Here is a 22,246-nt window from a genome sequence, read left to right as displayed (position 1 = left end):
CACCATGGCTCGTTATATCGGTCCCACCTGCAAACTCGCCCGTCGCGAGGGCGCCGACCTCAGTCTGAAGTCGCCCGCCCGCGCGCTCGACTCGAAGTGCAAGCTCGAGCAGAAGCCCGGCCAGCACGGCGCTTCGCGCAAGGGCAAGCTGTCCGATTACGCCACCCAGCTGCGCGAAAAGCAGAAGGTCAAGCGTATCTACGGTCTGCTGGAACGCCAGTTCCGCAATTACTACAAGAAAGCCTCGACGAAGAAAGGCAACACCGGCGAGAACTTGCTGCAATTGCTCGAGACCCGTCTCGACAACGTCATCTATCGCATGGGCTTTGCGGTGACGCGCCCGGCTGCACGGCAGCTGGTGTCGCATCGCGGTGTATTGGTCAATGGCAAGTCGGTGAACCTGCCGTCCTACCAGGTCAAGGCAGGCGACGCGATCACTCTGTCCGAGCGCGCGCAGAAGCAGATGTGCGTGCAGGAAGCGCTGAATGTCGCTTCGACCATGGATCTGACCCCGGGTTGGATCGAAGTCGACAGCAAGAAATTCGCTGGCGTGTTCAAGGCTGTGCCGGATCGCGGCGATTTGCCGGCTGATATCAATGAAGCGCTGATCGTCGAGTTGTATTCGAAGTAAGCGACGGCGAGACGCTGCCGGTACCACCGGCAGCGAGACTCCCACCCCCACGGTCGTCGCGCGTCGCGCACCGGCCGCCTCCCTTGCCCGGGGAGGCCCCCGAAACACCGCTGAGGCCGCGAGGCCCCGGCTCCAGGAGACATCAAAAGATGACGGTATCCGCCAACCAGGTCCTGCGTCCGCGCGCTCCGCAGATCGAGCGCCTTGCCGGCAACCGCGCCAAGGTTGTGATCGAACCGCTGGAACGTGGCTACGGCCACACCCTCGGCAATGCGCTTCGCCGAGTGCTGCTGTCTTCGATCCCCGGCTTCGCAATCACCGAAGTCGAGATGGATGGCGTGCTGCACGAGTACACCACGGTCGAAGGCTTGCAGGAAGATGTACTGGAAGTGCTGCTGAATCTCAAGGATGTCGCGATTCGCATGGGTACTGGCGAGGTCGCCACCCTGAGCCTGAACAAGCAAGGCCCGGGCGTGGTCACCGCAGGCGACATCAAGACCGACCACAACGTCGAGATCCTCAACACCGACCACGTGATCGCGCATTTGACCAAAGACGCTGCGCTGAACATGCGCCTGAAGATCGAGCGCGGCTTCGGCTATCAGCCGGCCGCTGCCCGTCGCCGCCCGGACGAAGAGACCCGTGCGATCGGTCGCCTGATGCTGGATGCATCGTTCTCGCCGGTTCGCCGCGTTGCCTATGAAGTCGAAGCGGCCCGCGTCGAACAGCGCACCGACCTCGACAAGCTGGTCCTCGATATCGAAACCAACGGCACGATCGACGCCGAGGAAGCGGTGCGCACCGCTGCCGACATCCTGACCGACCAGTTGTCGGTATTCGGCGACTTCACGCACCGCGACCGTGGCGCCGCCAAGCCGGCCGCGACCGGGGTCGACCCGATCCTGCTGCGTCCGATCGACGATCTCGAACTGACGGTGCGTTCGGCCAACTGCCTTAAGGCCGAGAGCATCTATTACGTCGGCGACCTGATCCAGAAAACCGAGGTCGAGCTGCTGAAGACCCCGAATCTTGGCAAGAAATCGCTGACCGAGATCAAGGAAGTCCTTGCCCAGCGCGGTTTGTCGCTCGGCATGAAGCTCGAAAATTGGCCGCCCGCCGGTATCGCCGCCCACGGCATGCTGGGCTGAGTCTTCGCTAGAACACGAATCATGATCCCGGCACCGGGTGCCGGGGATAACCAGGAATCACGACCATGCGCCACCTGAAATCCGGACGCAAATTCAGCCGCACCAGCGCTCATCGCGAAGCGATGTTCCGCAATATGGCTTCCTCGCTGATCAAGCACGGCCTGATCCGCACCACGCTGCCGAAAGCGAAGGAACTCCGTCGCGTCGCCGAGCCGCTGATCACGTTGTCGAAGATCGACGGCGTCGCCAATCGCCGCCTCGCTTTCTCGCGTCTGCGCGACAAGGAAGCGGTGGGTACGTTGTTCACCACCCTCGGCCCGCGGTACCGCGAGCGCCCGGGCGGTTATCTGCGCATCCTGAAGTGCGGCTTCCGCGACGGCGACAATGCCCCGATGGCGTATGTCGAGCTGGTCGATCGTCCCGAAGCAGCGGCCTGATCGCGTCCGGTCGACCGTTCTCATGGATGGTCGCCGTACGGGGCATCAGTACCTGAGCGGTTGTTATGACGAAGACCCCGGCATTTGTCGGGGTTTTTGCTATCTTGGCTCCGGGTAAAGCCCCCGCATCACGGATCTGGAACTCCACCGGCTGATGCAGGTCCTTGTCATACCGTCCTCACCCTGCGCCGACGCGCCCTCACGCATGCAACTGAATCTCTTCCGCTGGTCGTTCCGTTCCCAGTGCCTGCTGGGTTTCGTGGTCTGTATGGGCTTGATCGGTTTTGCGGTCCTGTCCCAGGACTGGTGGGGGCTCAATCCCTGTCCGCTGTGCATCTTCCAGCGCATCGCATTCGCGGGTCTCGGCGTTGTTTTTCTGCTCGGCGGGCTGCATGCCCCCAAGGGTATCTGGGGACGCAGGATCTACGGTCTGCTTGCGCTCATTCCCGCCGGCATCGGGCTCGGTATCGCCGGGCGCCATGTCTGGCTGACCACGCTGCCCGAGGATCAGGTCCCGGAGTGCGGGCCACCGCTCCAGTTCATGATGGAAACCAATCCACTCACCGACGTTGTCCGCAAAGTGCTGACCGGCTCCGGCGAATGCGCCAAGGTCGATTGGACGTTCCTGGGACTGTCGATGCCGGCGTGGAGCTTGTTGTGTTTCGTGGGGCTCACTGCCTGGGCGCTGCTGGCTGCGTTCAAGCGACGTGATGCGGCTTGATGCGCCAACGAGCTTCATCGAGGAACTTGTGGCGTCGCCGGCCTGGATCGTGCAGGCCTGCCTGGATTTGACCGTAATGCCACTCACTGCCGCACACTGAAAGCCGTTCATTGAAATCGATTCGTTCGTCAGGTTGAAGAAGATGCCCCGCATACGCTCCGAAGCACTCCAATCCGCCGTCTTGCCACCAGAAGGCTGGACTCCCGCCAGTTGGCGCGATCGCCAGGCGCTGCAGCAACCGGCTTACGGCGACGCGCAACAGCTTGAAGGCGTGCTGGGCGAACTTCACGCGCTGCCGCCGCTGGTCACTTCACGCGAAGTGATGAATCTGCGCCAGCAATTGGCGGAAGCGCAGGAAGGCAAGCGCTTCCTGCTGCAGGGAGGCGACTGCGCCGAGATTTTCGACGACTGCACACCGGAAGTGATTTCCAACCGCCTCAAGGTGTTGCTGCAGATGAGCCTGGTGCTCGTCCACGGCCTGCGGTTGCCGGTGGTACGCGTCGGTCGTTTCGCGGGCCAGTATGCCAAGCCGCGCTCGGCCGATATGGAAACCCGGGATGGCGTGATATTGCCCAGCTATCGCGGAGATATCGTCAACGGGCCGGAATTCACATCGGAAGCCCGTGTCGCGGACCCGCGTCGCATGATCAAAGCCCATGCGCGTTCGGCGATGACGATGAACTTCATTCGCGCGCTGATCGACGACGGATTCGCCGATCTGCATCACCCCGAATACTGGAATCTCGGTTGGGTCGGCCATTCGCCGCTCGCCGAGGAGTATCAGAAGATGGTGGCCGGCATCGGCGATGCCGTGCGTTTCATGGAGACGCTGTCGGGGTCGTCGCTGCACAATCTGCGCAGCGTCGAGTTCTACACGTCGCATGAAGCGCTGTTGCTGCCGTACGAGGAAGGCGTGACCCGCCAGGTGCCGCGCCAATCCGGCTGGTTCAACCTCGGCACGCATTTTCCGTGGATCGGTATGCGCACCGCCGCAGTCGATGGCGCGCATACCGAATATTTCCGCGGCATCCGCAATCCGATCGCGATCAAGGTCGGTCCATCGGTGTCGCCGGATCAGTTGCTGCGCTTGATCGACGTGCTCAACCCGAACGACGAGCCCGGTCGCCTCAGCCTGATCCATCGCATGAGCGCCGGGTCGATCGCCGAGAAATTGCCGCCGTTGCTGGAAGCGATGAAGCGCGATGGACGCCGCGTGCTGTGGATCTGCGACCCGATGCACGGCAATACCGAGTCCACCAGCAACGGCTTCAAGACCCGCCGTTTCGCCAACATCCGCAGCGAGTTGGAGCAGGCGTTCGAGCTGCATGCGGCGGTGGGCACGCGTCTCGGCGGCGTACATCTGGAACTCACCGGAGAGGACGTGACCGAATGCACCGGCGGCGCGCGCGATCTCACCGAGATCGATCTGGAGCGTGCCTATCGCACTACGGTCGATCCACGGCTCAACTACGAGCAGGCGCTGGAAATCGCAATGCTGATCGTGCGCAAGCAGGCGCAGATCAATGCGCCGACGATGCTCTGAGTTCCGAGTCGGGCGCAGATGCCCAGACGATGACAATAAGAGGCCCGCGTCGTGCGGGCCTCTTCGTTTCGACGATGCTTGCGGTTCGCGTCAGTTCGATTGTGTCGACGTCGCGGTGGCCGATTTCTTGACCAGCGCCTCGATCGCCGTCGGCAGAGCGAATACTTCGGCTGCCGGCGCCGCAGGATCGTAAGACTGGATCGTGATGAGCTGGGTCATGCCTGCCGCCTTGCCTTTCATCTTGCTGGGCAGTTTGACCGCGCCGAAACTTTTGTACTCGGACATGTGGCTGACCTGCTTCATATCGCCCATCGGGGATGCGATCACCGATTCGGTCGACAACAGCAGGCCGTCCTCGGTGCCGTAGCAGTCGATGGTTTCGCGGCCCGATGTCCATTTGATTTCGACGCGGTAGCACGGGCGGCCTTCCGATTCCGACAGGGCGACTGTCGTTGCCGAAGCGACCAAGCCGGGGTCGCGCATGCTGATCCTGGGATCGCCCTGTTCGACGATCTGTTCGCGCTCCCTGCCGTCGAGCAGGCGCGGACCGTTCATCGGGTCCATCGACCACGCGACGCCGCCGGTGTAGCCGCTACGGAAGTCGCCAGCGCCCGGGATCGCCATCAGCGATGCGCGGTCGCTGCCGCGTCCGTACATCGTCATGTCCAGCTTCATGCCGTTCTCGACGATCTCCATCTGGACTTTGGTGGTGCCGTCGCCGCTCTTGGCATAGGCTTCGGCACCACCGGACGCGGCGATATGCGCATCGATCAGACTGCGTGCGGCCGGTAGCGCGGTGGCCGGCATTTCGGTTGCATGAGCGAGCGGCGAGAGGGCGAGCGCGAGGCCGACGGCCATGGTGGTACGGTTCAACAGTGTCATGTGCGACTCCGATATCGTGAAAGTGAAGCGGAAAGGATGATAAGGCTTGCGCATCACGCCGAGGTATCGATCCAGGCGAGAGCAGCTTCCAATGCGGGATCGCGACCGTCACGCAGAGCGCGGGCGGTCGGCGGGCTGGGTGTGTCGGGAATCACGCCGACGCCTTCGATACGGCGGCCGTTGGGATCGACGAAATCGGCGGTCGGGTAGAGCAGATGATCGCCCGAGGGCAACGGGATGCTGGCCGATACCAGCGCCATGCCGGCGCTGGTATCGCCGAAGATGCGGGCGCGACCGAGTGCCTGCAGGCCACCGGCGAAAATATCGGAGCAACTGGCCGAACCGCGATCGGTGAGGATGGCAAGGGGGCCGGAGAAGCGGCGGATGTCCTTGCCGTCGTTGTCGACCACGCGCGGCAGCGCGGTGAGTTTGAGGTCGCCGCCGGTGGTGATCATGGTGCCCAGCGACACGGGCTTGTCGACGAACAGGCCGCTGATGGCGCTCAGCGAAGCGATCAGGCCGCCGCTGTTGCCGCGCAGATCGATGATCACGCCGCGGCAGTCGCCGTGCTCGCGCAACGTCTGCATCAACTGGTCGTAGGCCGGCATCGCCCACTGGCTGTATTCCACCTGCAGCACGCAGCCGCCGGCAACCGGTAGCCTGTGCGATTCGAAGCGCAGCGGCAGCGGTGGAAGATTGGGCAGCAGCACGGTCTGCGTCTGCGCGTTCTCGCGGGCGGTCAGGGCCACCATGCGCAGTCCGCCGTCGGCATCGCGCAACTGCAGATCCAGCGTGGTGCCCGGTGCGATGGCGCTGACCATGCCATTGACGGTCAGCTGCAGGACGGTGAGTCCGCGCGGTTTGAGCGACTTGCCGGCGTGCTTTTTTGCGAGGACTCCGGCCAGATCGAAGTTGCCGATTTTCTCCACGATCCAGCCGGGTCGAATCCCGGCGGATGAGGCCGCATGACCGGGGATGGTGCGTTCGACCATGAGGTGGTTGTCGATGACCGCAAGGCGCAGGCCGAGCTCGGCGTTGCCCGATTTCGGGGCTTCACCCTTCTTCGGAAAAGCGCTGGATGGAATCAGTTCGAGGTGCGACGCTTTCAGCGCTTCCAGCAATTCCGAGATCTCGCGGCGCAGAGCGTCGATATCCTTCGCGCTTTCGATATCGGATTGATGCTCGGCCTTGAGTGCGGTCCAGTCGGGGCTTTCCTGCTTGCCGTTGAAACCGCTGTTCTGCAGCCGTTCCCAGACCACGGCGAAGGTTTCCTTCGCACGCAGTTCGTCCGCGTTCGCGCAGAGCGGAGCGAGCGAAAGCGATAGCGACAGGAGCGAGGTTGCAACGAGTTTCATGAGCGAAGGTTCCAGGAAAGAGAGGGAACTGCTGCGATCCGAAGTGCGTTTTCCCGATCGCATGCGACCATGACGGCGGCCGTCGAAAAATGTGACCGGGGCCGGAGCCGCGACTGTCGGTCGTCGTGCCATGCATGCATCCGCTGCGGATGCGCGAGATGTAGTGCAGTGAGTCAATCCGATGCCCGGCCGATCATCCTGCGAGACGTCGCGCGCCGCATGGGCCGGAAGTCCCGTTCGATTGACGAAGGGGTGATCCGGCCACAGACTGCGCCATGCAGCGAATCGATGGCGACGCAAACATGACCGGACCGGTGCGCAAGCCCATGGTGCGGATATTCCACCGCGACCACGGCGCATTGATCGTGGTTGCACGTTCCGCCCGGCGCTGCCGCGCAGCGCAAAGACCATGCTGATCCATTGGACATTCGACCCCATCCTGTTCTCCGCCGGGCCATTGGCGATCCGCTGGTATGGCCTGCTGTTCGTGGGCGCGTTCCTGGTCGGACAATGGATGCTCGGCCGCATTTTTGCGGCCGAGGGCGTGCCCCGTGAGAACGCGGAGCGCTTGATGATCCATGCGCTGCTCGGCGCCGTCATCGGCGCGCGACTGGTGCACTGTCTGTTCTACGAGCCCGGGTATTACCTGTCGCATCCGTTGGCGATCCTGCGCATCTGGGAGGGTGGGTTGGCGAGTCACGGCGGTGCGCTGGGCATGCTGCTGGCGCTCTGGTTCGCAGCGCGCACGACACGGCCCGGGTTGCCGTTTCTCTGGTTGATCGACCGGGTATCGATGCCCGCCGCGCTCGGTGCGGTGTTCGTGCGCGTCGCGAATTTCCTAAACTCCGAGATCGTCGGCATTCCCACATCGGGCCGATGGGGCGTGGTGTTCGAGTCCGTCGACGCCTTGCCGCGTCATCCCGCGCAGTTGTACGAGGCGATCGCTTACGCCTTGATCTTTGTCGTGCTGTGGGCCATCTATCGCCGCAGCGGCAAGCGAACGCCGGAAGGCCTGCTGTTCGGGGTGTTGATGGCGCTGGTGTTCTCGGCGCGCATCCTCGTCGAATTCTTCAAGACACCGCAAGCAGCATACGAGGCCGGTCAGTCGTTCAGTGTCGGCCAGTATCTGAGCCTGCCCTTCGTGATGATGGGTGTCGTCATGGTGATGAGGGCGATGCGGCGGTCCCCGCGGCCTTGAGTCGAAGGATGTCCAGCGGCGCTGGATTCGACTATTTTGGGATCCATCATTTCCATCATTTCCATCATTCGATTGCGAAGGACGATCATGGGCGCATGGGGCACGGGTGTTTTCGACAACGATACGGCCTGCGATTGGGCGTATGGACTGGAAGAACAAGGCGATCTGGCGCTGATCGAGCGCACGCTCGACACGGTGCTCGCGGCGGGCGGCGAGTATCTGGACGCCTCCGATGCGGAAGAAGCGCTCGCTGCGATCGAAACCATCGCACGGTTGCAGGGCCACTGGGGCGTACGCAACAGCTACACCGCGAACGTCGATGCATGGGTCGAAAAGGTCAAGCTGCAGCCGTCTGCGACGCTGGCGCTGAAAGCGCATGCCGCGATCGATCGGATCCTCGGCGCGGACTCGGAGATTCTCGAGCTTTGGGACGATTCCGAGCGGCTGGACGACTGGAAGCGTGATGTCGACGATCTGCGGATGCGGGTCCACCTGACCTAGGTCCTGGTCGTTTGCCGTTGATGCATGTGAAGACCGTGCGCTTCGGCCCGGACGCGGGCGTGTTCTTCGGCTGATTCCGGACGAGGTGCGCGATGGTCGATGCATTCGAGTGGGTCAAACTCTCCGCGAGCCTGCTGACACCGCTTGCCGTCCTGGTGCTGGGTCTGGTGATCAACCGCAAGCTGGAGTATGCGAAAGCACGGATGTCGAAGGAAAGAGAGTGGGAATCGTACTGGGCGAGCGCTTTCCTGCGCGTCGCCAACGATTTCAATGGTTGTGCGACCAGGATCGTCACATCGATGGCGCTGCTAGCCCGGTGCGTCAACGAAGACGACGATATCGATGGCGCCAACAGGGTCATCGCGGGATTGAACGAGGTCACGTCGATGCTTTCGGCCCTCGAATGGGAGCTGCAGCAGTATTCCGATTTCGCCCAGGTCAATGGCCCCGTTGTGAGAGCAAGGGGCAAGCGGTTGTTTCATGCGGTGCAGGCGTTGGTCCAGAAAAAAAGCGGCGACCTCGAAGCGATCAGGCGCATGCAGTTCGAATTCACCGATGCGGTGCGGCTCGCGCATTCGGAAATCCTGTCGATCGCTCCGGATCGCTCGCTGCGAAGATTCGATCCGATTCCGCCGAACGGGCGCAACCAGGCCGATTCCTCCGCGGAGTGAAGCGCCGATATCGATCCTGCTGGCAGGACGGGTTATTCCAACTCGCGATGAAACGTCGCCACGTCGCGCCAGCCGTGTCCGCGCGCATGCGCGGCGAGGGTTTCGGCCAGATAAACCGAACGATGCTTGCCGCCGGTGCATCCGAACGCGACGGTTATGTAGCTGCGGGTATCCGCCTGGATGCGCGGCATCCAGGTGTCGAGGAACGCGGTGATCTGGGCGACGTATTCGTTCACTTCGGTTTGGGCGTCGAGGTATTCGCGCACTTCGCGGTCGCGGCCGGACAGCGGACGCAGGCTGGGGTCCCAGTGCGGATTGGGCAGGCAGCGCGCGTCGAATACGAAGTCGGCGTCGGCGGGTACGCCGCGACGGTAGGCGAAGGATTCGAACAGCAGCGACACCGGGCGATCGGCGTTGAGGTTCAGCTCGGCGATCACCCGGCGTCGCATCTGATGCACATTGAGCGTGCTGGTATCGATGATGATATCGGCCTGCGCGCGCAACGGTTTGAGGATGCGGCGCTCCAGTGCGATCGCGTCCGCGAGCGCGAGCCCGAGATGGCTCAGCGGGTGGCGTCGTCGCGTTTCCGCATAGCGTTTGAGCAGAACGTCGTCGTTGGCATCGAAGTACACCAGCTTCGGGTCGAGGCCGATCGCGCCGGCTTGCGACAGCCACGACGGCAGCTTCGACAGATCGGTGTTGCGGTTGCGCACGTCGATGCTCACCGCAAGCTTCGGCGGCATGTCCGCGCCGGAGCCGCTGCCTTTACCGGTGGCGCCGCGTACGAATTCCGGCAGCAGTTCGGCCGGAAGATTGTCGACGCAGTAGTAGTCGAGATCCTCGAATGTGTGCAATGCGATGGATTTTCCGCTGCCGGACATGCCGCTGACGATGATCAGGCTGGAGTCCTTCGCATTCGCGGGGGCGACCGGTGCGCTCATGGTTCTGCGCTCATGACTCGGCGCGCTCCAGGAAGTGCGAATGCCGGGCCATGAACGCCGCCGCCGGATCGACGCCCTTGATCCGCAGGATGTGCGCGCGTGCGGCGGCTTCGGTGAGCACGGCGAGATTGCGGCCCGCCATCACCGGCAAGGTGATCATCGGCACATCGAGATCGAGCAGGCGGCGCGCGCCGAGATCGCCGATCAGGCGTTCGTAGCCATCGGTCTGCGGTGCCTGCTGCGGTTGCGGGCGCGCGAGATGCACGATCAGGCGCAGGTATTTGTTCCGCTTGACCGCTGTGTCGCCGAACATGCTGCGCACGTTGAGAATGCCGAGACCGCGTACTTCCAGCAGGTCCTGAAGCAGATCCGGGCAGGCGCCATCGAGCACATCGGGCGCGATCTGGGTGAACTCGGGCGCGTCGTCGGCGACCAGGCGATGGCCGCGGGTGACGAGTTCCAACGCGAGTTCGCTCTTGCCGGCGCCGGAGTCGCCGGTGATGAGTACGCCGATGGAGTAGATCTCCATGAACACGCCGTGCACCGTGAGCCGTGGCGCGAGTTTGCGCGCGAGATGGTATTGCAGATGGTTGAACAGTTCGTGCCCACGGCGCGGCGACCCCCACAACGGTGTGTCGGAGGCTTCGGCGGCGGCGCGCAGGTCATCCGGGCATGGCTGGCCTTTGCTGATCACCATCGCCAGCGGGCGGAACTGGACGATCTTCTCGATGGTCTCCGCGCGCTGCCGCGCATCGAGCGCGTCGAGCCACGCCAGCTCCTCGGTGCCGAGGATCTGCACCTTGTTCGGATAGATGATGTTGAGATAACCGGCGAGCGATGGCCGGCGGGCGACGGTGTCCACCGCTTCGAGCACGCGCTGTTCGCCGCGTTCGCCGGCGATCCAATGCAGCCCGAGGCGTTCTTGTTGCTGATCGAACAGGTCGCGGGCGCGGATGCTGGCGTTCATGGGGTGCGAAGCGGAAGAGTGGAGAGAGGGTGGGCCGACGCGCGGCGCGAGCCGCGACGTCGGCTGCGATTGGAATGGATCAGCCCAGATCGACGCTGTGGGCGAGGCTTTCGCCGCGATGATGGTCGACCATTTTTTCCTTGTGCTTGATCAACAGCCGGTCGAGTTTGTCGGTGAGCAGATCGATGGCGGCATACATGTCCTGGCCGTTGGCATCGGCATGCAGCGTGCGGCCGGAGATGTGGACGGTGGCCTCGGCGCGGTGATCGGGTCGGTCGATGCTGAGCTGGGTGCGGACGACATCCATCGGATGTTCGAAATGTCGACCGAGGCGCGAGAGTTTGGTTTCGACGTAATCGCGCAGGGCGGGGGTGACTTCGATCTGGTGGCCGTGGGTTTCGATACGCATCGACGGTGTCCTCTGGTTGCCGGGCCTGGGTCCACATCGCGACATCGGGCCCAGCTGGCCGATACCGCGACGCCGGTTCCTCCACCTGTACTGGATGGAGGTCCCGTACACGAGGGATGTCGGGTCCGCGTTGCCTTGATGCAAGGCCGGCATCGCGCGACCACCCCTCTTGGACAGGGTACCCCAGCCCGGCATGGACGCAAGTGCGAACGTCGACAGTTTCGGGAAGGCATGCCGCGCCGCGATTCAGCCGCGTGAATCGCGCTTGTATACCGTAGCAATCCGTGATCCGCCGGGTATTCAGGCCATTCGCACGCGTTCGTGCGATGCCGGGATATTCATCGATTCGCGATATTTCGCCACCGTGCGGCGCGCCACCGGTACGCCGGAGGCTTTCAGCGTATCGGCCAGTTTCGCGTCGGACAGCGGCTTGCGTGGATTCTCGGCTTCGATCAGTCGTTTGATCATCGACTGGATGGCGGTGCTGGACGCTTCGCCACCGCCTTCGGTGCCGATGCCCGAGGCGAAGAAACTGCGCAGCGGCAGCGTGCCGCGCGGGGTGACCGCGTACTTGCGTGCGATCGCGCGCGAGACGGTGGACTCATGCAGACCCACTTCGGCGGCCACTTCGCGCAGCGTGAGCGGGCGCAGCGCCTGCTCGCCGAATTCGAGAAAGCCCGATTGTTGCCGGATCAGGCAGCGCACCACTTTGAGCAGGGTGTCGCCGCGCGCTTCGAGATGCTTGAGCAGCCATCGCGCCTCTTGCAGCCGGCCGCGCAGATAGCTGGCGTCGCTGCTGCTGGCGTGCTGGATCATGCCTTCGTAACCACGGTGGATGGTCAGCCGGGTGTGACTGCCGGCGAGTGCCGCCCGCCAAAGCCCCTGATGCCGCCAGATCACGCAATCCGGGGTGATGTAGGTATCCGCGCCCATCGCGCCGTGCTGCGCGCCGGGCCTGGGGTCGAGTGAACGGACCAGATGCAGGCCGGTCGCGACTTCATCCGCCGGCGCGCCCATTTCGGCGGCGAGACCATCCGCGCCGATCTTCGGCAGCCGTTCCAGTGGTCCGTCGACGATCCGCAGCGCCATGGCCTTGCCGGGGGTGTCGTCGGACAGCGCTTCGAGCTGGAGGGTGAGGCATTCGCGCAGGTCGCGGGCACCGATGCCCAGCGGATCGAACCGCTGGATCTGGCACAGGACCGCCGCCACTTCCGCCGTGCCGACATTGAGCTCCGGCCGCAGCATTTCGGCGATGGCGTCGAGCGGTTCGCGCAGATAACCATCGTCGTCGATGGCGTCGATCAGCGCGGCGCCGATGCGCTGGTCCTGCGGCGACAGTCGGGTCAGGTGCAGCTGCCACGACAGGTGATCGTGCAGCGATTCGGTACGGACCAGCCGGTCCATCGGATCCGCGCCGTCTTCGTCGCTGCCATTGCCGCTTCCGCTGCCGGAGCTGCTGGTGTTCCAGCTGTCGGGGGGCTCCCAGCCGTCGTCATCGTTGCCGTGTTCGCGTTCCGCCGATTCATCCGCGCTGGTGGCATCGGGCGCAGGGGCCTGTTCAGGCATGCCCTCGGGCGTGCTTTCGGTCGGGTCGTTGTCGGTTTCGACCCAGTCGAGCAGCGGGTTGCTTTCGACGGCGAGGGTGATTTCGTTTTCGAGCTCAAGCGAAGACAGCTGCAGCAGATGCAGCGCCTGACGCAACTGCGGCGTCAGGACGAGCTGTTGACCCAGCGATGTCTGCAGGCGTGGCTTCATGTCCCTATGGTAGATCGTGGCGTCTTGCCGGGGCTACAGCGGAATGATCGGCCCGGCCCGTGTGTGCCGGGGCCGGAAAACATGGGATGGACGACTTACAGACGGAACGACTCGCCGAGGTAGACCCGGCGGACGTCCTGGTTCGCCAACAGCGCCTCCGGTGCGCCCTGTGCCAGCACACTGCCTTCACTCAGGATGTAGGCGCGGTCGCAGATACCCAGCGTCTCGCGCACGTTGTGATCGGTGATCAATACACCGATGCCGCGTTTCTTCAAGTGGCGGACGATCCGCTGGATCTCGCCGACCGAAATCGGGTCGACGCCGGCGAACGGTTCGTCGAGCAGGATCAACCGCGGTTTTGCGGCCAAGGCGCGGGCGATCTCGACCCGGCGGCGCTCGCCGCCGGAGAGGCTGGCGCCGCTCTGCTCGGAGACATGGGCGATCTGCAGCTCGTCCATCAGCGAGGCGAGTTCGCGCTCGCGGCCGGCACGATCGAGGTCGGGGCGCAGTTCCAGCACCAGTCGCAGATTGTCGGCCACGCTGAGCTTGCGGAACACCGAGGGTTCCTGCGGCAGATAGCCGACGCCGCGCTTGGCGCGGGCATACATCGGTTCGCCGGTGATGTCCTTGCCGTCGAGGGTGATGCGGCCGGCGTCGGTCGGTACCAGGCCCACGATCATGTAGAAGCAGGTGGTCTTGCCGGCACCGTTGGGGCCGAGCAGGCCGACGACTTCGCCGGCATTCAAGGTCAGGCCGAAGTCGCGGACGACCTCGCGCGACTTGTAGCGCTTGCGCAATCCCTCTGCGACCAGCATCAGGGTTTGCCCGCTGGCGCAGGCGTCGTTCGCGTGGACTTCGGCTGGATGGTCATCTTCACCCGCCCGCTGCCCTGGCCGCCGCTTTCGAGACGGCCGCTCTTGAGGTCGTACGTGAGTCGCTGGCCGCTGGTGCTGCCGCGCGGCGTGGTCACGGTGTAGCTGCCGGTCAGCACCACCACATCGGTGCTCATGTTGTAGTCGATGCGGTCGGCCTTGGCGGTCATCGGCGAGCCGTCGTCCATCTGCTGCTTGAGCACGGCCTGGCTGCCGGTGAGCACCGCGCGGACGACTTCGCCGCCGCTCTGATGGATATCGGCCTTGGAAGCGCGGATGTCCAACGTGCCTTGTTTGATCACGACATTGCCCGACAAGGTGTTGATGCTGTTGCCGTCCAGAGTGCCTTCCTGATGGTCGGACTCGATATCCATCGGCTGGTTGCGGTCCGACTCGCGCGCGAGCGCGGGCAGTGCGATGAAGGCTGCGGCCGTGAACAGCGCGACAAGCGGAAGGCGCACGCAACGGGCGGGCATGGAATCAGCGGCGAACAGTGACATAGCGGGACCTGACCTCGGAGCGGAACACATAGCGTTTCGTGGTCGTGGACACCGCGAAACCGCGTCCACGGAGTATAGAGCCGGGCTGAACGATGGTCACCACAGCGTCGGTGCTGGCGCGGTTCTGGCCCGGGAAAACGTTCAAACGATCGGTGTTCATGGTGATCGGGCGCAGGTCGTCGGCCGGGCTGTTGGCCTTCACATCGCCGATCAGCCTGATTTCCTTCTGGTCGGCGCTGACCCAGCCCTGCTTCGAGCGGATGTCCCAATGCTTTCCGGTGCCGTCGGGCACCTGGAACACCGGGGTCGTCAGCGACATGCTGTCGTCGTTCGGGCGGCGCTCCAGGTTCGGCGCGCGCAGGGTGAAGGATTCCTTGCCTTCGCCGTTGAGCGCGGTGAGTTCGAAATCGTGCAGCACATAGTCCGGGCGCGCGTTCGCGGCGGCGACCTGCATGGGCGGATTGCGATGCTTCCACACGGCCCAACCGCTGAGCAGCGCGCCGACCAGCAGACACAGGATGAGGACGCCGCGCCAGCTCATGAGGATTCCCCGGTCGGCGTCGAAGGCATCGGTTCGTCGAATCCACCCTGCGCGGCGATCAGCAGGTCGCACAGTTCGCGCGCTGCGCCTTCGCCCGCGTTCGCGCGCGTGCGCAACTCGGCCTGGGCAGCGGTGAACGCATGCGCGTTGGCGGGCGCGACCGACAGGCCCGCCGCGCGCATCGCCGGCAGATCGGGCAGGTCGTCGCCCATGAAGCAGACCGCATCGAGCCCGATGCCGAGTTCGTCGCACAATTCCAGCACGCAGGCGAGTTTGTCCTTCACGCCGATGTGCGCGCGCACGCGCAGCTCATCGGCACGTCGGCGCGCGACTTCGCTGTGCCGGGCGGTGATCAGCGCGACCTCGATCCCGGCCTCGCGCAGCAGTACCAGGCCTTGGCCATCGTGCACGTGAAACGCCTTGAGCTCGCGGCCGTCGCTGTCGAAGAACAGTCGGCCGTCGGTGAGCGTGCCGTCGACATCGAAACAGGCAAGACGGATGTTGCCGGCGCGCGATCGCAGCATGCTGCCGCGTCCGGCGCGTTCGGTCAGCGTCATGTGCTCGGCGGAGGCGTGTTCGACCGGCGTAGAGGCCATCAGACGACCCGCGCCCGCAGCAGGTCGTGGATGTTGAGCGCGCCGACCACGCGGCGTTCGCCATCGATCACCAGCAGCGCGTTGATCTTGTGCGTTTCCATCAGTTGCGCGGCTTCGACCGCGAGCGCGTCGGCGTCGATCGTGACCGGTGTGCGGGTCATGAGTCTGTCGATGCGGGTTTCGCGCACATCGGTCGATGGGTCCGCCAGCGAGCGGCGCAGGTCGCCATCGGTATACAGCCCGAGCAGACGACCGTCGCCATCGACGACGGCCGTCATTCCCAGCCGCTTGCGGCTCATTTCCAGCAATGCGTCGCTCAGGGTGGCGTCCGCGTCCACGCGCGGGACATCGTCTCCGGCGTGCATCACATCGGCGATATGCAGCAGCAGACGCCGGCCGAGCGCGCCGGCCGGGTGCGAGCGCGCGAAATCCTCGGAAGTGAAGCCGCGGGCCTCGAGCAGCGCCACCGCGAGGGCATCGCCCATCGCCAGCGAAGCCGTGGTGCTGGCGGTCGGCGCCAACGCCAGTGGGCAGGCTTCGGCCGGCACGCTCACATCCAGATGCAGGTCGGCCTCCCGCGCCATCGTCGACTGCGCGCGACCGGTCATCGCGATCAGCAGGTTGCCCTGGCGCTTGAGCACCGGCAGCAGGGTGAGGATTTCGTCGGACTCACCTGAGTAGGACAGCGCCAGCACCACGTCGCGGTCGGTGATCATGCCGAGGTCGCCGTGGCCGGCTTCGCCCGGGTGCACGTAGAAGGCGGGCGTGCCGGTGGACGCGAGGGTGGCGGCGATCTTGCGCGCGACATGGCCGGATTTGCCCATGCCGATACAGACCACCCGGCCTTGGCAGGCCAGCAGGATGCGGCAGGCCGTGGAGAAATCGCCATCGATCCGGGCCGCCACCGCCGTCAGGCCGTCGCGCTCGATCTCGAACACCCGACGGCCGCTGTCGGCCAGGGCGGCGTCGCTGGCGGTATCGGGAGACAGAGCGATGGGTTGAACTGATACGTTCGCCATTGGGGAGCAGACGGCTTTCCGTTACGCTAAGCGCGCAATTCTACGCACCCGCCCCCGGGATTGCCCGCACCGCCCATGAACGCAGCATCGCGCTGCGCAGGACCCAGACCCTCCGATGACCCCCGACACCATCCGCGAACTGATCGAACAGGGCCTGCCCGGCGCCCAGGCCCTCGTGCAGGGCGACGACGGGGTGCATTTCGAGGCGCTGGTGGTCTGCGATGCCTTCAAGGGCAAGTTGCCGCTGGCCCGCCACCGCATGGTCTATGCCACGCTCGGCGAATTGATGGGCGGCGCGATCCACGCGCTGTCGTTGAAGACGCTCACGCCGGAAGAAGCGGGTTGACGTTTTTTCGATGGCTTCGTAGGAGCGGCTTCAGCCGCGATCTTGTGATGCCGTACCACCCGTTGCAAGAAAAGCTCGTGGCTGAAGCCGCTCCCACAAAAGCAGCGCCTACAAAAGCCGCCCCTACCCGAAGAAGACCATGCAGAAAATCGTAGTCACCGGCGGCGTGCCGCTCCACGGCGAAGTCCGTATTTCCGGCGCGAAGAACGCGGTATTGCCGATCCTGTGCGCGACCTTGCTCGCCGACGGGCCGGTCGACATCGGCAACGTGCCGCATCTGCACGATGTGGTGACCACGATCAAACTGTTGCGCGAACTCGGCGCCCAGGTCGATCACGACATCGACAACGGCCATGTCCGCGTCGATGCGCGCAGCGTCAACAGTCACGTCGCTCCATACGAGCTGGTGAAGACCATGCGCGCGTCGGTGCTGGTGCTCGGGCCGTTGCTCGCGCGCTACGGCGCGGCGGAAGTGTCGTTGCCCGGCGGTTGCGCGATCGGTTCGCGCCCGGTCGACCAGCACATCAAGGGCATGCAGGCGCTCGGGGCCGAGGTCAGCGTCGATCACGGTTTCATCAAGGCCAAGGCCGAACGTCTGAAAGGCGGGCGCGTCGTGTTCGACATGGTCAGCGTGGGCGCGACCGAAAATGTATTGATGGCGGCCACCCTCGCCGATGGCGTGAGCGTGCTGGAAAACGCCGCCATGGAGCCGGAAATCGTCGATCTGGCCGATTGCCTGATCGCGATGGGCGCGAAGATCGAAGGCGCCGGCAGCAATCGCATCACCGTGCACGGCGTCGAGCGCCTGCATGGTGGGAAGCACGATGTGGTCGCCGACCGCATCGAAACCGGCACCTTTCTTGTCGCGGCGGCGATGACCGGCGGCCGGATCGTCTGCCGCGCCGCACGTCCGGACACTCTGGATGCGGTGATCGACAAACTGATCGAAGCTGGCGCTGAAATCACCGAGGACGGCGACAGCATCACCCTCGACATGCACGGCAAGCGCCCGAAAGCGGTGAACATCGCCACCGCGCCGCATCCGGGTTTCCCGACCGATATGCAGGCGCAGTTCATGGCGCTGAACTGCGTCGCGGATGGCGTGAGTGTCATCAGCGAAACGATCTTCGAGAATCGCTTCATGCACGTGCAGGAACTGCATCGTCTGGGCGCCGATATCCGCATCGAAGGTCATACCGCGATCGTGCGCGGCTTGCCGCAGCTGAGCGGCGCACCGGTGATGGCGACCGACCTGCGCGCTTCGGCCTCGTTGATTCTCGCCGGCCTGGTGGCCGATGGCGATACGATCATCGACCGCATCTATCACCTCGACCGTGGTTACGAACGGATCGAGGCGAAACTGTCGGCGCTGGGCGCGAAGATCAAGCGGATCGGTTGATCGCGGGTTTCGGCGATCGAAGTTTCAGCAACGAAAAAGCCCTGGATTTCCAGGGCTTTTTTGGTCTTCGGCCTGATGGGATTTTCTCGGGAATATCGGGCGATCCTCCAGCCTCCAGCCGAAGCCGATCACTTCACCGACACGATCTTCAGATCGATATCGTCCTTGCCATCCTTGCGCTGGAGGATGCGCGCCGGCAGCGCCAAGCCCTCGACCACCCAGATCAGCATCTGTTTGTTGCCGTTGGTGCTGACCAGTTTGGTCGCTTGGCGCGGTTTGCCGCCGATGCTGATGCTTTCCTTGCCGGCGACGGTGAAGCTCATCGGCTTCGCGCGGCCTTCGTCGACCATGCGGTAACGCAGCGGTTTGCCGGCGATGGCATCGCGGGCGATGGCGAGGTTCATCAGCAGGCCGTCGACGTCGCCGGCCTGCAGCGACACCGGACCGGCGCGTTCGGGTTTGATGTCGCCGCTCCAGCGCGCTTCGCCCTTGGCCCAGTCGTAGACCGCATTGCGGCGGATCTTCTTGACCAGCAGCAGCGAGGCATCGGTGCCGGTGAGCGGGCGCCACTGGCCGTCGCGGTCCTCGAATACGGTGGTCTGGGTCAGCTGCGCGACCTGATTGCTGATCTTCAGCGTGTATTTCCACTGATTGCCGCCCTGCGCCTCGATGGTCATGCGGCCGTTGGCCGACAGGCCCATGTAGCTGGCCTGGTAGTCGGCGGCAAAAGGTTCCAGCGCGCGCGCGGGAGCCGCCATCGCGGACGCAGCGACCAGCGTTGCGGTGAGCAGCAGGCTGCGGACGATGGGGGAGAAGCCGGCGAGGGTCATGGCGGTCCTTGGGGGATGGATCATTTGTATTCGATCAGGCGCAGGTCGACGGCATCCTCGCCGTCCTCGCGCTGCAGGATGCGCACCGGGGTCGGTACGCCTTGGGCGACCCAGACGACGGTGTCGTCGTTGCCGCCATTGGTACGGGCGACGCGCAGGGTCGTGTAGCTCAGCTCGCCCAGCGTTACCGTCTCCGGTTCGGCCGCGACCTGGTAGATGTGCTCGCGGACCCGGCCGCCTTCGACGAAACGATAGCGCAGGACAGCGCCCGGGCGGGCGTCGCGGATGATCGCGAGATTGATCAGCAGGCCGCTCATATCGCCCGGTTGCAGGGCGACGGGCTGCCGGTGCTGCGGTTTGAGGTCGCCGTGCCAGCGCGCGCTGGCCTTGTTCCAGTCATAGGTGCCGACCGTCTTGCGGCCCAGGAACAGGCCTTTGCGGACGGTGCTCTGACCAAGCGGGCGGTAGGCATCGTCGATGACATCGAAAGCGGTGCTCTGCTGCAGGTTCAGGCCCAGCACCCCCGCCATGCCGCGACGGCCTTCGATGCCGAGGTCGACACGCCACTGCGCGTCGTGGTCGTGGACTACCCGCATCGTGGCGCTGCCGGCCGGTTTCCCGTGGTATTGCGCCTCGTAGGTGGCGAGGAAGGGTTCCAGTACCGGCGTGGGAATCTCCGATACGGACGGTGGGAGGCTCGCTTGTGCCGGGCCATCTTGCGCATGACCCTGGGGCAGCGCACAGAAGAGTGCACAGAAGAGGATCAGGGCGGGGAGGGCGGAAAGTGGGCGCATGACGGGCGGCATCATGCGAGTTGCCGGTTGGCTCCCAGCTGAAGGGGGGCCTCAAGCGCTCTGTCGTTCAGGCAGATGCGCCCTCCGCCCAGCCGCAACCGGCCTTCGCCGAGCAGTCGCACCGTTTCGACCAGCAGCGGGTGTTCCTGTTCGCGCACCCGCGCCGCGAGCGTTTCGGCGCTGTCGCCGGGCAGCACGGGGACCCGTGCCCGGGCGATCACCGGGCCGCCGTCGAGATCGGCGGTGACCACATGCACGCTGGCGCCGTGTTCGAGTACACCCGCGTCAAGTGCCTGCTGGTGCGTGTGCAGTCCCTTGAACGCCGGCAACAGCGAGGGATGCAGATTGATCATGCGATCCGGTCGCGCCTCGACTTCCGCCGCAGAGATCAGCCGCATGTAGCCGGCGCAGACGATCAGATCCGGCTGTGCCGCATCGATGGCTGCAAACAACGCGGCGTCGAACGCTGCGCGCGATGCGAATGCTTTCGGCGACAGCGCGGTCGCCGGAACGCCCGCTTCGACGGCGCGCTGCATCGCGGGCGATGCCGGCTTGTCCGAGAACACGCCGACGATCCGCGCGGATAGTTCCCCGGAAACGATGGCGTCGATCAGTGCCTGCAGGTTGGTGCCGGCGCCGGAGGCGAGAACCGCAAGGCGCGGAACTGCCATCTCAGTGTGCGGCGAACAAGGCTTTCACCGACGGTTTGGTGATGGTGACCAGCGTGAACACGCCGAGGATGGTGCCGAACGGCATCATCATGCAGCTGAGCGCGGCAACGACCATGCAGAGCGTGTGCCGGCGTCGCTGCTGAAGACAGCGTCCGGCATGGACGATGAAGCCCGCGAGCGTCATGCCGCAGGCGATGAACACGCCAGCGAAGATCACGAACAGCCAGCCGAAGAGGCGGGCTTCGGGATCGGTGCCTTCCAGTCTCCCGGTCACCATCGCCAGCCCGATCACGAGGTGGATCACCGGGATCAGCGAGAACAGCGCGGTGATCCCGCCGACGATGTAGTGGAAGATCGACAGCATCCGCAGATGTTCGAGTTCCTGCGCGGTGGTTTCCGACGCGATCGTATTCTGTCCGTTCATCGCTGTTTCCTCAGTCGATCCGTACGCGCTCGCCGTTGTCGTGCGTGCTGATTTCGCCGATGCGCCAGTGCGGCAGCGCCAGGCGATCGAGTTCGCTTTCCAGTGCGGGCGCCGCAGTCGGTGGTGCGATCAACACGAAGCCGATACCGCAGTTGAAGGTGCGCCACATCTCTTCGCGCGACACATCGCCCTCGCGCTGCAGCCATTCGAACACCGGCGGCAGCGGCCATGAGGAAGCGTCGATGCTCAGCCCGAGGCCATCGGGCACGACGCGGATGATGTTTTCGGTCAGACCGCCGCCGGTGATGTGCGCCATCGCGTTGACATCGCCGCCGTGCGTGCCTGCAAGCAGTTCTAGGATCGGTTTGACGTACAGGCGCGTCGGCGCCATCAGTGCATCGACCAGTGTCACGCCGCCGCCGAGGTCGAGGTCGGCGGGGCGGCCGGCGCGATCGTAGATCCGGCGGATCAGCGAGTAGCCGTTGGAGTGCGGACCGCTGGAAGCGATGCCGATCAGCACATCGCCTGCGCGCACCTTGGCGCCGTCGAGGAGCTTCGATTTTTCGACGCCGGCCACGCAGAAACCGGCGAGATCGTATTCGCCCGGCGGATACATGTCGGGCATTTCCGCGGTTTCGCCGCCGATCAGTGCGCAGCCGGACAGTTCGCAGCCCTTGGCGATGCCGCCGACCACGGCCACGGTGGTGTCGACATCGAGTTTGCCGGTGGCGAAATAGTCCAGGAAGAACAGTGGTTCGGCGCCCTGTACCAGCACGTCGTTCACGCACATCGCCACCAGATCGATCCCGATGGTGTCGTGGCGGTTCAACTGCTGCGCGAGCTTGAGTTTGGTGCCGACGCCATCGGTGCCGGAAACCAATACCGGCTCTTTGTACTTGCCCGAGAGGTCGAACAGCGCGCCGAAACCGCCGAGTCCGCCCATCACCTCGGGCCGGAAGCTGCGCTTCACCAACGGTTTGATGCGCTCGACGACTTCGTTGCCTGCATCGATATCGACACCGGCGTCGCGGTAGGTCATTCCTGCGGGGGCGGGCGGGGTCTGGGTCACGGTGCTTCGCGGTGCGCGGAAAGGCG

26 protein-coding genes are annotated in these 22,246 nt (G+C 64.6%); 10 read left to right on the top strand and 16 right to left on the bottom strand.

The window, feature by feature from the left end:
• Positions 1 to 4 precede the first annotated feature (4 nt).
• The 5 genes from rpsD (at position 5) to HOP03_01795 (ending at position 4,480) form a co-directional block, all read left to right on the top strand.
• Positions 5 to 631 carry a 30S ribosomal protein S4 gene (gene rpsD, locus HOP03_01815; protein ID NOT86904.1) on the top strand — a complete coding sequence of 209 codons (627 nt, stop codon included), beginning with the start codon at positions 5 to 7 and terminating at the stop codon, positions 629 to 631.
• A gap of 149 nt (positions 632 to 780) precedes the next feature.
• Positions 781 to 1,779, top strand: a complete 999-nt coding sequence (gene rpoA / locus HOP03_01810) for a DNA-directed RNA polymerase subunit alpha (protein ID NOT86903.1) — start codon at positions 781 to 783, stop codon at positions 1,777 to 1,779.
• A gap of 65 nt (positions 1,780 to 1,844) precedes the next feature.
• A complete protein-coding gene (rplQ, locus tag HOP03_01805; protein ID NOT86902.1) occupies positions 1,845 to 2,216 on the top strand; it encodes a 50S ribosomal protein L17 in 372 nt (123 codons plus the stop codon).
• 211 nt (positions 2,217 to 2,427) lie between these two features.
• Positions 2,428 to 2,937 carry a disulfide bond formation protein B gene (locus HOP03_01800; GenBank protein NOT86901.1) on the top strand — a complete coding sequence of 170 codons (510 nt, stop codon included), beginning with the start codon at positions 2,428 to 2,430 and terminating at the stop codon, positions 2,935 to 2,937.
• A 142-nt stretch (positions 2,938 to 3,079) separates the two neighbouring features.
• On the top strand, positions 3,080 to 4,480 hold the full coding sequence (locus HOP03_01795; protein NOT86900.1) for a 3-deoxy-7-phosphoheptulonate synthase class II: 1,401 nt from the start codon (positions 3,080 to 3,082) through the stop codon (positions 4,478 to 4,480).
• 90 nt (positions 4,481 to 4,570) lie between these two features.
• Here the strand turns inward: HOP03_01795 and HOP03_01790 are convergent, their stop codons facing one another.
• Together HOP03_01790 and HOP03_01785 are read right to left on the bottom strand one after the other, a co-directional pair.
• Entirely contained in the window at positions 4,571 to 5,362 is a 792-nt protein-coding gene (locus HOP03_01790; protein ID NOT86899.1) for a hypothetical protein, read from the bottom strand.
• 53 nt (positions 5,363 to 5,415) lie between these two features.
• Positions 5,416 to 6,717 carry a hypothetical protein gene (locus HOP03_01785; GenBank protein ID NOT86898.1) on the bottom strand — a complete coding sequence of 434 codons (1,302 nt, stop codon included), beginning with the start codon at positions 6,715 to 6,717 and terminating at the stop codon, positions 5,416 to 5,418.
• 409 nt (positions 6,718 to 7,126) lie between these two features.
• On the opposite strand from HOP03_01785, the gene lgt reads away from it, so the two are divergent.
• The 3 genes from lgt to HOP03_01770 all read left to right on the top strand — a co-directional run bounded on the left by lgt (position 7,127) and on the right by HOP03_01770 (position 9,087).
• Entirely contained in the window at positions 7,127 to 7,915 is a 789-nt protein-coding gene (gene lgt / locus HOP03_01780) for a prolipoprotein diacylglyceryl transferase (protein ID NOT86897.1), read from the top strand.
• 87 nt (positions 7,916 to 8,002) lie between these two features.
• Positions 8,003 to 8,416 carry a DUF4259 domain-containing protein gene (locus HOP03_01775; protein ID NOT86896.1) on the top strand — a complete coding sequence of 138 codons (414 nt, stop codon included), beginning with the start codon at positions 8,003 to 8,005 and terminating at the stop codon, positions 8,414 to 8,416.
• Positions 8,417 to 8,508: 92 nt separating this feature from the next.
• Entirely contained in the window at positions 8,509 to 9,087 is a 579-nt protein-coding gene (locus HOP03_01770) for a hypothetical protein (GenBank protein ID NOT86895.1), read from the top strand.
• Positions 9,088 to 9,119: 32 nt separating this feature from the next.
• Here HOP03_01770 and rapZ read toward each other — a convergent pair whose 3' ends face one another.
• From rapZ to HOP03_01725, 9 genes are all read right to left on the bottom strand, one after another.
• Positions 9,120 to 10,028: an RNase adapter RapZ gene (gene rapZ, locus HOP03_01765; GenBank protein ID NOT86894.1), complete on the bottom strand. Its 909-nt coding sequence runs from the start codon at positions 10,026 to 10,028 to the stop codon at positions 9,120 to 9,122.
• A gap of 10 nt (positions 10,029 to 10,038) precedes the next feature.
• Positions 10,039 to 10,995 (bottom strand): HPr(Ser) kinase/phosphatase, encoded by a 957-nt coding sequence (gene hprK / locus HOP03_01760; protein NOT86893.1) that lies wholly within the window; start codon positions 10,993 to 10,995, stop codon positions 10,039 to 10,041.
• 79 nt (positions 10,996 to 11,074) lie between these two features.
• On the bottom strand, positions 11,075 to 11,404 hold the full coding sequence (gene raiA, locus HOP03_01755; protein NOT86892.1) for a ribosome-associated translation inhibitor RaiA: 330 nt from the start codon (positions 11,402 to 11,404) through the stop codon (positions 11,075 to 11,077).
• Between the two features lie 300 nt (positions 11,405 to 11,704).
• Positions 11,705 to 13,159 carry an RNA polymerase factor sigma-54 gene (locus tag HOP03_01750; GenBank protein NOT86891.1) on the bottom strand — a complete coding sequence of 485 codons (1,455 nt, stop codon included), beginning with the start codon at positions 13,157 to 13,159 and terminating at the stop codon, positions 11,705 to 11,707.
• Between the two features lie 95 nt (positions 13,160 to 13,254).
• Positions 13,255 to 13,974, bottom strand: coding sequence for an LPS export ABC transporter ATP-binding protein (lptB, locus tag HOP03_01745; protein NOT86890.1), 720 nt, complete (start codon positions 13,972 to 13,974; stop codon positions 13,255 to 13,257).
• Positions 13,974 to 14,531 (bottom strand): lipopolysaccharide transport periplasmic protein LptA, encoded by a 558-nt coding sequence (lptA, locus tag HOP03_01740; protein ID NOT86889.1) that lies wholly within the window; start codon positions 14,529 to 14,531, stop codon positions 13,974 to 13,976. The genes lptB and lptA overlap by 1 nt, the downstream gene beginning before the upstream one ends.
• Positions 14,512 to 15,072, bottom strand: a complete 561-nt coding sequence (gene lptC / locus HOP03_01735) for an LPS export ABC transporter periplasmic protein LptC (protein NOT86888.1) — start codon at positions 15,070 to 15,072, stop codon at positions 14,512 to 14,514. The genes lptA and lptC overlap by 20 nt, the downstream gene beginning before the upstream one ends.
• Positions 15,069 to 15,668 (bottom strand): HAD family hydrolase, encoded by a 600-nt coding sequence (locus tag HOP03_01730; GenBank protein ID NOT86887.1) that lies wholly within the window; start codon positions 15,666 to 15,668, stop codon positions 15,069 to 15,071. The genes lptC and HOP03_01730 overlap by 4 nt, the downstream gene beginning before the upstream one ends.
• On the bottom strand, positions 15,668 to 16,687 hold the full coding sequence (locus tag HOP03_01725) for a KpsF/GutQ family sugar-phosphate isomerase (GenBank protein ID NOT86886.1): 1,020 nt from the start codon (positions 16,685 to 16,687) through the stop codon (positions 15,668 to 15,670). Before HOP03_01725 ends, HOP03_01730 begins: the two co-directional genes overlap by 1 nt.
• A gap of 115 nt (positions 16,688 to 16,802) precedes the next feature.
• Between HOP03_01725 and HOP03_01720 the strand changes: the two genes are divergently transcribed.
• A complete protein-coding gene (locus tag HOP03_01720) occupies positions 16,803 to 17,033 on the top strand; it encodes a BolA family transcriptional regulator (protein NOT86885.1) in 231 nt (76 codons plus the stop codon).
• 139 nt (positions 17,034 to 17,172) lie between these two features.
• Complete coding sequence (gene murA / locus HOP03_01715) at positions 17,173 to 18,432, top strand: UDP-N-acetylglucosamine 1-carboxyvinyltransferase (protein ID NOT86884.1); 1,260 nt, start codon at positions 17,173 to 17,175, stop codon at positions 18,430 to 18,432.
• A gap of 128 nt (positions 18,433 to 18,560) precedes the next feature.
• Here murA and HOP03_01710 read toward each other — a convergent pair whose 3' ends face one another.
• The 5 genes from HOP03_01710 to purM are packed head-to-tail and all read right to left on the bottom strand — an operon-like array spanning position 18,561 to position 22,190.
• Positions 18,561 to 19,262 carry a DUF3108 domain-containing protein gene (locus tag HOP03_01710; GenBank protein ID NOT86883.1) on the bottom strand — a complete coding sequence of 234 codons (702 nt, stop codon included), beginning with the start codon at positions 19,260 to 19,262 and terminating at the stop codon, positions 18,561 to 18,563.
• A gap of 20 nt (positions 19,263 to 19,282) precedes the next feature.
• Positions 19,283 to 20,056 (bottom strand): DUF3108 domain-containing protein, encoded by a 774-nt coding sequence (locus tag HOP03_01705; protein ID NOT86882.1) that lies wholly within the window; start codon positions 20,054 to 20,056, stop codon positions 19,283 to 19,285.
• 11 nt (positions 20,057 to 20,067) lie between these two features.
• Positions 20,068 to 20,727 (bottom strand): phosphoribosylglycinamide formyltransferase, encoded by a 660-nt coding sequence (locus HOP03_01700; protein NOT86881.1) that lies wholly within the window; start codon positions 20,725 to 20,727, stop codon positions 20,068 to 20,070.
• Between the two features lies 1 nt (position 20,728).
• Positions 20,729 to 21,151 (bottom strand): hypothetical protein, encoded by a 423-nt coding sequence (locus HOP03_01695; GenBank protein ID NOT86880.1) that lies wholly within the window; start codon positions 21,149 to 21,151, stop codon positions 20,729 to 20,731.
• A 10-nt stretch (positions 21,152 to 21,161) separates the two neighbouring features.
• Entirely contained in the window at positions 21,162 to 22,190 is a 1,029-nt protein-coding gene (gene purM, locus HOP03_01690; protein NOT86879.1) for a phosphoribosylformylglycinamidine cyclo-ligase, read from the bottom strand.
• Positions 22,191 to 22,246 lie beyond the last annotated feature (56 nt).

The sequence above is a fragment of the Lysobacter sp. genome (assembly GCA_013141175.1).
Classification (GTDB): Bacteria; Pseudomonadota; Gammaproteobacteria; order Xanthomonadales; family Xanthomonadaceae; genus Lysobacter_I.
Note: the sequence above shows the minus strand (reverse complement) of the source record. Positions and strands in the feature narration are given on the sequence as shown.

Coding starts and splice junctions, on each gene's coding strand:
- lptB (NOT86890.1), bottom strand. CDS start 13,974: ATGCTGGTCGCAGAGGGATTGCGCAAGCGCTACAAGTCGCGCGAGGTC.
- HOP03_01700 (NOT86881.1), bottom strand. CDS start 20,727: ATGGCAGTTCCGCGCCTTGCGGTTCTCGCCTCCGGCGCCGGCACCAAC.
- HOP03_01795 (NOT86900.1), top strand. CDS start 3,080: ATGCCCCGCATACGCTCCGAAGCACTCCAATCCGCCGTCTTGCCACCA.
- HOP03_01770 (NOT86895.1), top strand. CDS start 8,509: ATGGTCGATGCATTCGAGTGGGTCAAACTCTCCGCGAGCCTGCTGACA.
- rpsD (NOT86904.1), top strand. CDS start 5: ATGGCTCGTTATATCGGTCCCACCTGCAAACTCGCCCGTCGCGAGGGC.
- rpoA (NOT86903.1), top strand. CDS start 781: ATGACGGTATCCGCCAACCAGGTCCTGCGTCCGCGCGCTCCGCAGATC.
- HOP03_01695 (NOT86880.1), bottom strand. CDS start 21,151: ATGAACGGACAGAATACGATCGCGTCGGAAACCACCGCGCAGGAACTC.
- HOP03_01720 (NOT86885.1), top strand. CDS start 16,803: ATGACCCCCGACACCATCCGCGAACTGATCGAACAGGGCCTGCCCGGC.
- lgt (NOT86897.1), top strand. CDS start 7,127: ATGCTGATCCATTGGACATTCGACCCCATCCTGTTCTCCGCCGGGCCA.
- HOP03_01730 (NOT86887.1), bottom strand. CDS start 15,668: ATGGCCTCTACGCCGGTCGAACACGCCTCCGCCGAGCACATGACGCTG.
- HOP03_01785 (NOT86898.1), bottom strand. CDS start 6,717: ATGAAACTCGTTGCAACCTCGCTCCTGTCGCTATCGCTTTCGCTCGCT.
- HOP03_01710 (NOT86883.1), bottom strand. CDS start 19,262: ATGACCCTCGCCGGCTTCTCCCCCATCGTCCGCAGCCTGCTGCTCACC.
- rapZ (NOT86894.1), bottom strand. CDS start 10,028: ATGAGCGCACCGGTCGCCCCCGCGAATGCGAAGGACTCCAGCCTGATC.
- HOP03_01725 (NOT86886.1), bottom strand. CDS start 16,687: ATGGCGAACGTATCAGTTCAACCCATCGCTCTGTCTCCCGATACCGCC.
- raiA (NOT86892.1), bottom strand. CDS start 11,404: ATGCGTATCGAAACCCACGGCCACCAGATCGAAGTCACCCCCGCCCTG.
- HOP03_01790 (NOT86899.1), bottom strand. CDS start 5,362: ATGACACTGTTGAACCGTACCACCATGGCCGTCGGCCTCGCGCTCGCC.
- purM (NOT86879.1), bottom strand. CDS start 22,190: ATGACCTACCGCGACGCCGGTGTCGATATCGATGCAGGCAACGAAGTC.
- rplQ (NOT86902.1), top strand. CDS start 1,845: ATGCGCCACCTGAAATCCGGACGCAAATTCAGCCGCACCAGCGCTCAT.
- HOP03_01705 (NOT86882.1), bottom strand. CDS start 20,056: ATGCGCCCACTTTCCGCCCTCCCCGCCCTGATCCTCTTCTGTGCACTC.
- murA (NOT86884.1), top strand. CDS start 17,173: ATGCAGAAAATCGTAGTCACCGGCGGCGTGCCGCTCCACGGCGAAGTC.
- HOP03_01775 (NOT86896.1), top strand. CDS start 8,003: ATGGGCGCATGGGGCACGGGTGTTTTCGACAACGATACGGCCTGCGAT.
- lptC (NOT86888.1), bottom strand. CDS start 15,072: ATGAGCTGGCGCGGCGTCCTCATCCTGTGTCTGCTGGTCGGCGCGCTG.
- lptA (NOT86889.1), bottom strand. CDS start 14,531: ATGTCACTGTTCGCCGCTGATTCCATGCCCGCCCGTTGCGTGCGCCTT.
- HOP03_01750 (NOT86891.1), bottom strand. CDS start 13,159: ATGAAGCCACGCCTGCAGACATCGCTGGGTCAACAGCTCGTCCTGACG.
- hprK (NOT86893.1), bottom strand. CDS start 10,995: ATGAACGCCAGCATCCGCGCCCGCGACCTGTTCGATCAGCAACAAGAA.